The sequence below is a fragment of the Okeania sp. SIO3I5 genome, from assembly GCF_010672085.1.
Lineage (GTDB): Bacteria > Cyanobacteriota > Cyanobacteriia > Cyanobacteriales > Microcoleaceae > Trichodesmium.
This window is the reverse complement of sequence record NZ_JAAHHT010000313.1, coordinates 1-9473: the sequence shown is the minus strand read 5'-3', so window position 1 is coordinate 9473 and position 9473 is coordinate 1. Positions and strand designations below refer to the sequence as shown.

9 protein-coding genes and 1 pseudogene are annotated in these 9473 nt (G+C 36.9%); 6 read left to right on the top strand and 4 right to left on the bottom strand.

Features of this window, described 5'->3' with window-relative positions; genetic code table 11:
* On the top strand, positions 1 to 2557 hold a 2557-nt coding region (locus F6K40_RS36265), incomplete at its 5' end, for a CHAT domain-containing protein (protein WP_293143840.1).
* Here F6K40_RS36265 and F6K40_RS36260 read toward each other — a convergent pair.
* Complete coding sequence (locus F6K40_RS36260; protein ID WP_293143837.1) at positions 2558 to 2956, bottom strand: hypothetical protein; 399 nt, start codon at positions 2954 to 2956, stop codon at positions 2558 to 2560.
* A 118-nt stretch (positions 2957 to 3074) separates the two neighbouring features.
* On the opposite strand from F6K40_RS36260, the gene F6K40_RS36255 reads away from it, so the two are divergent.
* On the top strand, positions 3075 to 3296 hold the full coding sequence (locus F6K40_RS36255) for an addiction module protein (protein WP_293143834.1): 222 nt from the start codon (positions 3075 to 3077) through the stop codon (positions 3294 to 3296).
* 352 nt (positions 3297 to 3648) lie between these two features.
* Here the strand turns inward: F6K40_RS36255 and F6K40_RS36250 are convergent, their stop codons facing one another.
* A complete protein-coding gene (locus F6K40_RS36250; protein ID WP_293143832.1) occupies positions 3649 to 4236 on the bottom strand; it encodes a Uma2 family endonuclease in 588 nt (195 codons plus the stop codon).
* A gap of 347 nt (positions 4237 to 4583) precedes the next feature.
* Between F6K40_RS36250 and lepB the strand changes: the two genes are divergently transcribed.
* The gene (lepB, locus tag F6K40_RS36245; protein ID WP_293143829.1) at positions 4584 to 5180 is read left to right on the top strand and encodes a signal peptidase I; all 597 of its coding nucleotides are present in this window, start codon (positions 4584 to 4586) and stop codon (positions 5178 to 5180) included.
* A 181-nt stretch (positions 5181 to 5361) separates the two neighbouring features.
* Here the strand turns inward: lepB and F6K40_RS36240 are convergent, their stop codons facing one another.
* Both F6K40_RS36240 and F6K40_RS36235 read right to left on the bottom strand, forming a co-directional pair.
* Positions 5362 to 5679 (bottom strand): hypothetical protein, encoded by a 318-nt coding sequence (locus F6K40_RS36240; RefSeq protein ID WP_293143826.1) that lies wholly within the window; start codon positions 5677 to 5679, stop codon positions 5362 to 5364.
* A 634-nt stretch (positions 5680 to 6313) separates the two neighbouring features.
* Entirely contained in the window at positions 6314 to 7450 is a 1137-nt protein-coding gene (locus tag F6K40_RS36235; RefSeq protein ID WP_293143823.1) for a peptidylprolyl isomerase, read from the bottom strand.
* A gap of 363 nt (positions 7451 to 7813) precedes the next feature.
* On the opposite strand from F6K40_RS36235, the gene efp reads away from it, so the two are divergent.
* The 3 genes and pseudogenes from efp to F6K40_RS36220 form a co-directional block, all read left to right on the top strand.
* Positions 7814 to 8377 (top strand): elongation factor P, encoded by a 564-nt coding sequence (gene efp / locus F6K40_RS36230; protein ID WP_293143820.1) that lies wholly within the window; start codon positions 7814 to 7816, stop codon positions 8375 to 8377.
* A 287-nt stretch (positions 8378 to 8664) separates the two neighbouring features.
* Positions 8665 to 9168, top strand: coding sequence for an acetyl-CoA carboxylase biotin carboxyl carrier protein (gene accB, locus F6K40_RS36225; protein ID WP_293143817.1), 504 nt, complete (start codon positions 8665 to 8667; stop codon positions 9166 to 9168).
* Between the two features lie 22 nt (positions 9169 to 9190).
* Positions 9191 to 9473 (top strand): annotated as a pseudogene (locus F6K40_RS36220) (hypothetical protein); the annotation flags it as partial.

The window sequence follows — 9473 nt, the reverse complement described above, 5'->3', positions numbered from 1 at the left end:
TCAATGGGCAATGGCTCAACATAATCTTGGCTTTGCCTACAGAGAGAGAATAAGGGGAGACAAAGCCGAGAATATTGAATCTGCCATTGCTGCATACCAACAAGCTTTGCTGGTGCGCACCCAAACTGACTTTCCCATCGACTGGGCAGCAACTCAAAACATTCTTGGTATTGCCTACTGGGACAGAATAAGGGGAGACAAAGCCGAGAATATTGAATCTGCCATTGCTGCATTCCAACAAGCTTTGCTGGTTTACACCCAAACTGACTTCCCCATCGAGTGGGCAATAGCTCAAAATAATCTCGGCATTGCCTACAGTGACAGAACAACCGGAGACAAAGCTGAGAACATTGAATCTGCCATTGCTGCATTCCAACAGGCTTTACTGGTGCGTACCCAAACTGGTTTTCCTATGGACTGGGCAATAACTCAAAATAATCTCGGGGCTGCCTACAGAGAGAGAACAAGGGGAGACAAAGCCGAGAATATTGAATCTGCCATTGCTGCATTCCAACGAGCTTTGCTGGTTTGCACCCTAGAAGCCAACCCTCTCGAACATCTCAAAACTACCCGCTACTTAGGCCACCTATATTTTGACAACCAAAACTGGCAACTCGCTACCGACACTTATGAAAAAGCTATAAAAGCAGTAGAAGTTAGTCGCACTTGGGCAACCACCGATGAACGTCGCCAGGAAATTATAGCACAAGCAATGCAGGTTTATCAAAATCAGGTGCAAGCATACATCAATCTAGGCCAATGGGATAAAGCCATAGAAACAGTCGAACGCACCAAAGCCCGTACTCTAGTAGGACTCCTTGTCAAGCGCGAACTCTATCCTAAAGGTAATGTTCCTCAAGAAACTATCGCCGAGCTAGAGCGACTGCGACGAAACATTCCATCACTGGAAAGACAGTTACAGATAGAGCAAGGTAATATTCCTCAAGAATTTATCGCTGGGCTAGATCAATGGCTGCAAAAAGGTAATGTTCTTCAAGAAGCTATCGCCGAGCTAGAACGACTGCGACAAAACATTCCATCACTGGAAAGACAATTACAAGAGCAAGGTTATACTCCTCAAGAATTTATCGCTGAGCTAGATCAATGGCTGCAAAACAAGCCATCACTGGAAAGCCAATTGCGAGAGATAGCTATAGAGCGGCTATCAAAAGAACGGGAGCAAAAATCGCGGGAGCAAAAATCGTTAGAAAACTCACAGAAACAGAAACGTCTACAGCAAGAATTAGAAAAATCACGGCAGGAATTAGATGAGGTACTAAATCAAATTAAAGATATAGATCCCAATTTCACTTTAACTGAGAGGGTAGACCCAATTCTGTTCAGAGATATTCAAAACCTTCTCGATCAACATACTGCTATGATTAAGTGGTATATCGCCCATAACAAAATTATCACCTTTATCATTACTGCTAATAGTCAGCACCCTATAGTGGAACAATCATCGGCTGAAGAAAAAGAAACCTTTGCTCATTGGGGTGGCGATTATTTCAAAGAATATGTTTGGGAAAAAAATCAGTGGATAAAGAATTTAGATTCTAACCTTAAGCGTCTAGCTGAGATACTAAATATCGATCGCCTCCTTACCAAAATAGATAACATCTTTGAAAAACAAGGGATTAAATGTAACCGTCTCATTCTCATTCCTCATCGTGGACTGCACCTGTTTCCTCTCCATGTAATGCCCCTAGAAAATGGCGATTTGCTGATAGATCGCTTTGACAGAGGTATTAGTTATGCCCCCAGTAGCCAAATATTACAACTCACTCACAAACAACAACGTCCCCACTTCAGTCAACTGTTTGCCGTGCAAAACCCCACAAAGGATTTAATCTACGCTGACTTAGAAGTACAGACAATTCGTTCGTGTTTTGATTCAGCAGAAGTCTTAATTAGAGAGGATGCTAGTGAAACAAAAGTCAAAACCAACCCCCATTTCCAATCATCCCACTGTAGTCATTTCTCCTGCCATGGCAACTTCCACTTAGATCTAGATAATGGCTCTGCATTTGACTCTGCGCTTTCTTTAGCCAAAGATGATAGTCAAGAAGATGGGAAACTTACCCTAGCAGAAATCTTTAGACTCAACCTAAGTCAATGTCGCCTCGTCACCCTCTCTGCTTGTGAAACTGGGTTAAGTGGGTTATACAGTCCAACCGACGAATATATTAGTCTTCCTAGTGGGTTTATACTTGCAGGCAGCCCCAGTGTTGTCTGTAGTTTGTGGACAGTAGCTGACGTTTCTACAGCTTTTTTAATGGTCAAATTTTATCAAAACCTCAAAAGCTACCCAGAATTGGGAGAAGGTACTGTAGCAATAGCTTTAAAAGATGCTCAAATGTGGTTAAGGAATCTAACTAGCAAGGAAGGGGAAGAATTTCTAGAGAAAATTCAACCCTACATTGACATTATTTACCAAGGAAAATCAGAAAAAGGCAAGAATAATTTTATAAATAAGGCAAAAAAACGTATAAATTCTCAGCCCCATCCCTTTAACTCTCCGTTTTATTGGGCAGCCTTCACTGCAGTAGGATTTTAACTATCCTTCACTGTGAGAATTGCACCATTTTTTTATACCTTTTTTAGCCAGATAGATTACTAACGGGGCTGCAACAGCTTCAGGAATTTGACCTGCGGCACACAAAGATGCTACACCAGCACTTAACAGCCCCGACATTACCTCATCTATAAATTTTTCATCACAGACAATATTGCGTGATTTTTCGGCTAATTCCTCAAGAATGTTAGGAACTGACCTAGAGACCATCATATCTTCTATATCATACTCTGCTGCTAACCGAGCAGCAGCCTGTGCTAAATTTCTATTCTCTTCTTCAATAGCATCAAGAGCATAGAGGGCTTCCTCTTGGTTATTTTGAGAAAATTGCTCTCGGTATAGAGCAATATCTTCAGGAGTTAATTTAATACGATCGCTCATTCTACAAATTTAGGTAATTAATTTTGTATATTACTCTAAATTACTCTAACTATCAATGCCGAAAGCGATCGCTAATAATATGTTAAAATCTAAATAAGTCTATTTAACAAATTTAATTATGACTACTCAACTAATCGAACAAATCTTACAACTCAGTATTTCAGAAAGACTAGAATTAATAGAAAATATCTGGAATAGTATTACCGATATACCCGATGCAATTGAATTAACAGAAAAACAAAAACAAGAACTAGATTATCGCTTAGAATTATATGAGCAAAACTCGGCAAGAGGTTCAAACTGGGAGGAAGTCAAGCAAAGAATTAAAAACAGAAAATGAACTACAAAATTATTATTCAACCTGAAGCAGAAAAAGATTTAGATGCAGCTTATATTTGGTATGAAAATTGTCGTCCGGAACTTGGATAAGAATTTCTTAGTGCTATTGAGAACTGTCTATCTTTAATTAAAGTAAATCCTTTAGCTTATCCAATAATTTATAAACAAGTTCATCGTACTATTGTGAGAAAATTTCCCTATGGAATATTTTATCTACTCAAAGATGATTCTGTTATTTTTATAGCTTGCCTTCATGCCAAACAAAATCCTCAAAAATGGCAAAATCGTATTTAAGTAGTAGCTAAAATTAACTTTAGAAAGAAAAGTAGCGGTTTTTCTACATAGAGCGATCGCTACTCTTCAGTTTCTGAAAAATCGACTTCTTGATAAATTTCGTCGAAAGGAATTTCCACTTCAACAGTTGCTAATTTGAGGATATTATTTTCTCCATGATACTCAGTCAACAACCATTGATTTTTAGATTTTTTAGTATATTGTGCTAGATAATATCTTGATTGTTCGATTAAAATATATTCTCTAAATTCAGGAATTGAGCGATAAAAATCAAACTTTTCTCCCTGATCATAATTGCTAGTAGATTCAGACAACACCTCAACAATTATTAATGGATTAGTAACAGTTGTTTTTCCAGTTCCAGCATATATTGGTTTTCCTTGAATTACCATAACATCTGGATAAAGATACCGATTTTTTAAAGGTATCCAGAGACGCACATCAGCAAAAAATACTTTATAGGATTGTTGTTTAATTCTCCAAGGAAATCTTGTATAAAAATTTCCAGCAATAATATTATGGTTGGTTGTGCAACCAGTAATTGGTATTATTTCCCCATTATGATATTCACTTTTGTACTCTGAAGTTTCTTCTAAAGCTAGATATTCTTCAGGAGTATAATAGCGTTTTTCAGTTTGAACTTGCATCGAAGTTGCCTCTCTTATTTTTTATTTACAGCAATGCATGAGGATGGTGAGGTACAGTGTAACACAGCCTTCAAGGCTGTAACAACCTGGAAGGTTGTGTTACCTACTCATTACTAATAGGTTTCCAGCTTTTAACAAATAGTAAAGCTTTGTACCTCATGCGCCTCCGAAACTGCTGTAATTTTAGTTAAGATGTCAATAATTATTTAATTCTAGCAAAAATTATGAAAATAATTTGCTTTTGTTTCCTTGCTCTAATGCCATACATCTAAAGTGTTGAATAGATAAATGCTAATTCCCAGGAGTTTTGCTGTAAAATAGAAATAGTCAAATTTGAAACTATAGAAATGACATCAGAAAAAGAATCCCTAAATCAACCGAGCGCAACTAACTCCACAACTCCCTGGTGGTTAAAAATATGGCAGGAACAAAAAGAAAATATTCAAGTTTTAGCGATCGCTCTATCCTTATCTTTATTAGTCCGAATATTAATAGCAGAACCGAGATACATACCATCAAACTCAATGATACCAACCTTAGAAATAGGCGATCGTCTAGTAATAGAAAAAGTATCTTACAATTTTCATCCACCTGAAGCAGGTGATATCATCGTCTTTGAACCACCCCAACAGTTACGACGCTATGGTTATGGCAAAAATCAAGCTTTTATCAAACGAGTGATAGGTTTGCCAGGAGATATTATTAGAATTGAGGACGGTACAGTATATGTTAATGATCAACCCCTTTCTGAAAATTACATTGCTGAACCCCCTGAATATGCTTTGCCAACTTCAGTCAAAGTTCCAGAAGATCAATATTTTGTGATGGGAGATAATCGCAACAATAGCAACGACTCTCATGTTTGGGGTTTTTTGCCTAGAAAAAATATTATAGGTAGAGCAATATTTCGTTTTTGGCCTTATCAGAGATTAGGATCGGTTTAATAGCATCAGAATCATTTAGGGAAGTTCCATGGAACCTCCCTACTTTGCAGTCTACGTAATCATCAAAAGTGCTATAAATCTAGTTGTAAAGTTATCGAAAAACCGTATCCTTAAATATTCCCATACTGATAACTGATGTACAGACACTTCGCGAAGTGTCACTACTAACTGATAACTGAAATCACCATTGTTGTCGATCTAAAATAGGGGGTAAACTTAACTTAGGAAATTTGTAGAATGTGTCTCCTTGTTCATCTATTTCTAGGATTGCCGAAAATATTTGTACTTGAGTTTCTAGATATTTCTGAGCAATTTGAGCATCAACTTTAGCAGCAGCAGCTAATTGAATTAGAGAAATTTTACCATTTTGAAACTGTAACAATCTATAGAAAGCATCATCTAAAATACGCTGCTGCTGTCTATCATTTAACATATTAACTATCAATGCACCTAATATAATTCCTAATCCAGTAAGTATAACAAATTCTATAATAGCCATTTAATTAATTAATAATTAATAATTAATAATTAATAATTACCTCTTCTTAAACATAAGCAGCGCTATTTCATTCTAATTTTTTACTTTTTGTGCATTAACAAAAATATGCTTTTTCAAGGATTGAAGTTTATATCAACCAATCTCTAAAAGCTAGTAAAATTGTCACTTGATTCTAGAATGAAATAGCCCTGAAACATAAGAGGATTGATTAATTAGTTTTTCAGTAATAAGGAGGAGAAAGTCAGAAGTAAAAATTAAGGATAAAATTCACTTTTTACCTGAACAGGAATGAGGCACAAAAACTAGGAAAACTCATCAATCTAATTAGAATATAACTAAATAAATTAACCTAATTATTCTCAACTTTTTTTCCGATTTCAGACAAGTTAAATTTACCTTGCTTAATTTAACTAGAGTAATTGGTAATTGAGTCTTGTAACTATATATAATTTTCGCGACTAAATTACCCAATTACCCTAATTTTATAGCACTACGCAAATAGGTTAAGACATTTCTAAATGTTCAAACTTAGTCATAAGTTAAGACATTTCTAAATACTCAAACTTAGTTAAGGATTACTTCTTGCTTCTAACTTCTAACTTTTGAATTGCGCGTAACGCTATACCTAATCAATTTAAGCTTCAGGTTCCACAAGATTTTCCAATCCAGCTACTACCTTAGCAGAAATAATCTTGTCTCCTTTACCTAATTGTTCCAAAACCTTTTTCCCTTCCACCACATAACCAAAAACCGTATAACGACCATCCAATAAATTAACTCCTGCAGGCGTTAATTCTGGTTGGAATAAGAAAAAGAAAAATTGAGAAGAACCACCATCATTTTCTTCTTCAGGCCGAGCCATAGCCACTGTACCATAGGCAGAAAAAGGTAGAACAGGTTGTTCCCGAAAACGACCAATTTCTTCTAAAGTAAAACTATATGTTGGTTCCTTATCTCCCTTGACCAAAATTTCTAATGGGATATTACGGTACTCACCACTATCGGGGTCAATAAAACCAACTTCTGGCCCAGGAGGATCTCCAGCTTGCAATACATAAGATTGTTCTGAGCGAATAAAATCTAGGCCATCATAAAAACCCCTCTGAACCAAATCTACAAAATTACCTGCTGTAATAGGGGCGCTATAACCATCAACAATTAAAGTCAAAGAACCTTTATCAGTCTCCATCTCAATAGTAGCGCGACCTTTCAGTTGCGCTAAATTAGAGAACTCTGAAGGTACTTCAAACGGAAACCCTTCTACCATCAACTGTTCAAGCTGACCCACCAATGTCAGTAGTTCTGCCCTTTGCTCCAATACCTGTTCCCCATCTTTAGCTTCAACAACTTCTCTAATATTAAGAATGCCTTCATCAAGTCTAGAAATTATGGCCTCTGCCTCAGATTGTCTTGATTCAGGCACACTAGCTAGTAATTTAGACTTACTGGTGGTGAGAACCCTAGATGCAGCCCCAATATCACTACCAACAGAAGTCCAACGTTTACCCCGCAGTCTGTTAGAAATATCCTCCAGACTACTTTGTATTTTACGGACAGGTTCATTTTCTATCGGTAGGGCATACCTTAACAAAGCCCTACCATCCTTAATAGGATCGCCTTGGGGCAAACGACTTTGACGAGTTGTTGTAGTATCACCGTTCCACCAAGCAGCACTAATACCAATAGACAACGTAAAGAGTAGCAGCGCTAGGATGCCAGTTTTAAGCAGGCGTTTACAAGTGTTAATTACGAAATTGTATAGATTTAGCATATTTCTGAACTTTTATTCCCTTAACTAATCTTACATGGTTGTCCACAGTCTCAACGAAGTCAGAAGTCAAAAGTCAGAAGTCAGAAGTTGTTTTGGTAATAGGGATTTTTTAGAAGGCAGAAGTCAAAAGTCAGAAGTCAGAAGTTGTTTTGGTAACAGGGATTTTGAACAACTTGGTATTAGGAACAAAAATTTACATGATTGCTAAAAGTTCCTTTCTACATCCGACAATACTCAACCATTATTCCAACCCCCGAATCTTTGCTTCTAATTAAACTCCTTCAAATATTTATAGAGAGTATTGTAGGATCTCTAATGTTAAGTTCTAATCTGAATAATTAAAAACCGCAATCACGGTGTTATATGATTTCTAGTAATGATCTTCGCCCCGGTACGACTATAGAGTTAGATGGTTCAGTTTGGCGAGTAGTAGAATTTCTACACGTTAAACCAGGTAAAGGTTCTGCTTTTGTTAGAACAAAAATCAAAAATGCACAAAATGGTAATGTTGTAGAACGAACTTTTCGAGCTGGAGAAACAATTCCTCAAGCTAATTTGGACAAGAGAGAAATGCAGCATACCTATAAAGATGGTGACCAATTTGTATTTATGGATATGGAAACTTATGAAGAGTCCAGCCTAAGTGCCGAGCAAATTGGTGAGCGTGTTAAGTACCTAAGTGAAGGTATGGAGGTCAGTGTCACTAAGTGGGGTGAACAAGTAATAGAGGTGGAACTACCAAACTCGGTAGTATTAGAAGTAATCGAAACTGACCCTGGGGTTAAAGGAGATACTGCTACTGGTGGTAGTAAACCCGCTATTGTGGAAACAGGCGCTCAAATTATGGTTCCCTTGTTTATATCTAAAGGAGAACGAATTAAGATAGATACCCGTGATGACAAATACTTGGGTAGAGAGCAACAATAGGGCACTTATGAGTTTCCTGGCAGGGGTATTATCCCCTGTCTTTTGGTCTCAAATTGTACATTTTAAATGGGCAATAGGGAGTAGGGAAGATGGGTTGGAGGATAAGGAATAAGCCAGAAATATTTACTTTGTCAGTTATGCCACATCGCTCACCGAATCTGCTGTATTTATTTATGTAAGTGAAAACTTTTTATGATTTTATTCATATATTAAAGCATTAATAAACTTGAGATTTTTATTGAAAATCAATTTATATTAACACTAATCTAAGTAGGGATATAAAAACTGTGGAATTAGAATTACATCAACTTCGGGAATTATTAACAGCAATAGACCAAACTAATATTTCGGAATTGACTTTGAAAAGTGGAGATTTAGAACTGACAGTCCGCAAGGGAACTTCACTCAGCGATCGCCCCTTATCTCCTTCTCCTGAACAGAGCAATGCTATTTCTGAATTAGTTTCTCCTAATGTAGCTCCATTGGAAACAACAGCTACCTCTAAAACTGTTGCCATTCCTTCAGCAGGACCACCTCAAGCTGCAAATAAATTTGAAGAAATTTTGTCTCCAGTTGTTGGTACTTTTTATCGCGCTCCTGCTCCTGATGAACCAGCTTTTGTGGAGGTGGGCGATCGAATTACTTCTGGCCAAACAGTTTGTATTATTGAAGCGATGAAGGTAATGAATGAGATTGAAGCTGAGGTATCTGGACAAATAGTAGAAATTTTAATTAAAAATGGAGAACCAGTAGAATACAATCAACCTCTAATGTTAGTTAACCCCAATTAGGGTTTGCTCAAAAAAGCCAAGTGTGGGAGGTGGATTTAAAGCTAGTCGTAAAAGTGGGACTCAACAACTTGATGCGGGAAAATTCCGTTCGATTAGAGACCGTATACAATCAATTAAATTTAGGGTTGAAGACTTTAAAAAAGGTACTTGGTTACCAATACTAACAAAAGGATTAAACTTCCAAACATCAGAGTTAATTCCGAGTATTAATGTTGAATACCAGCAAAAGCAAAAAGATGGGACATATAAAGTTTGTGTGAGAGAACAATCTTGGAATGCAGAAACTCAATTAGTTTATGACAAAA

What these genes read in the sequence shown, in the direction of transcription:
- efp (WP_293143820.1), top strand. Translation starts at nt 7,814, where the DNA reads ATGATTTCTAGTAATGATCTTCGCCCCGGTACGACTATAGAGTTAGAT.
- F6K40_RS36235 (WP_293143823.1), bottom strand. Translation starts at nt 7,450, where the DNA reads ATGCTAAATCTATACAATTTCGTAATTAACACTTGTAAACGCCTGCTT.
- F6K40_RS36260 (WP_293143837.1), bottom strand. Translation starts at nt 2,956, where the DNA reads ATGAGCGATCGTATTAAATTAACTCCTGAAGATATTGCTCTATACCGA.
- F6K40_RS36255 (WP_293143834.1), top strand. Translation starts at nt 3,075, where the DNA reads ATGACTACTCAACTAATCGAACAAATCTTACAACTCAGTATTTCAGAA.
- lepB (WP_293143829.1), top strand. Translation starts at nt 4,584, where the DNA reads ATGACATCAGAAAAAGAATCCCTAAATCAACCGAGCGCAACTAACTCC.
- F6K40_RS36240 (WP_293143826.1), bottom strand. Translation starts at nt 5,679, where the DNA reads ATGGCTATTATAGAATTTGTTATACTTACTGGATTAGGAATTATATTA.
- F6K40_RS36250 (WP_293143832.1), bottom strand. Translation starts at nt 4,236, where the DNA reads ATGCAAGTTCAAACTGAAAAACGCTATTATACTCCTGAAGAATATCTA.